This is a genomic window from Streptomyces botrytidirepellens (genome assembly GCF_003721215.1).
In the GTDB taxonomy this organism is placed as follows: Bacteria; Actinomycetota; Actinomycetes; order Streptomycetales; family Streptomycetaceae; genus Streptomyces; species Streptomyces himastatinicus.
Genome location: NZ_RIBZ01000358.1, coordinates 1 through 579, shown reverse-complemented (window position 1 = coordinate 579; position 579 = coordinate 1). Strand labels below are relative to the sequence as shown.

At 78.4% G+C, this 579-nt stretch carries 1 protein-coding gene; it reads right to left on the bottom strand.

Going from position 1 to position 579, the window contains the following annotated elements:
• The coding region (locus EEJ42_RS30965; RefSeq protein ID WP_148082056.1) for a PP2C family protein-serine/threonine phosphatase at window positions 1-579 on the bottom strand (579 nt) is incomplete at both ends.

Below are 579 nucleotides of genomic sequence, written 5' to 3'. Positions count from 1 at the left end.
GGCCGCCGCCCGGCGGCAGGCCCGCGCCGCCCGGGTCGGCGCCGCCCGCCGCCTCGACCGCCTCGACGGCCTCCCCCACGGTCTCCTCGCCCAGCAGCTGGTTGAGGCGGTCGAGGACCTCCCCCACGCCGTAGCCCTCGCGGGCCAGCAGCCGCAGCCAGGGCCGCACCAGGCCGGTCACCACGGCCGCTTCGGGGCCGTTTCCGCAGACGTCGCCGAGGACGAAGCACCAGCGCCCGTCACCGGCCGGGAAGACGTCGTAGAAGTCGCCCCCGGCCGAGATGTCGCCGGTCGGCTCGTACACGACGGCCGACTCCACGCCGGGGATCCGGGCGATCCCGGACGGCAGCAGCCCGCGCTGGAGCACGCTGCTGATGGTGGCCTGGCGCGTGTAGCGCCGGGCGGAGGCGAGGGCGAGCGCGACGCGGCGCGCGAAGTCCTCGATCAGGCCGACGACTTCGTCCGGCATGCGCACCAGCCCGGCCCGCCCGAGCAGCAGTGTGCCCAGCGCGCGCCCGCCCGCGATCAGGCGGCAGGCGAGCGCCGCGCCGCCGGGCCCGTACGCCGCGGGGTCGGCCG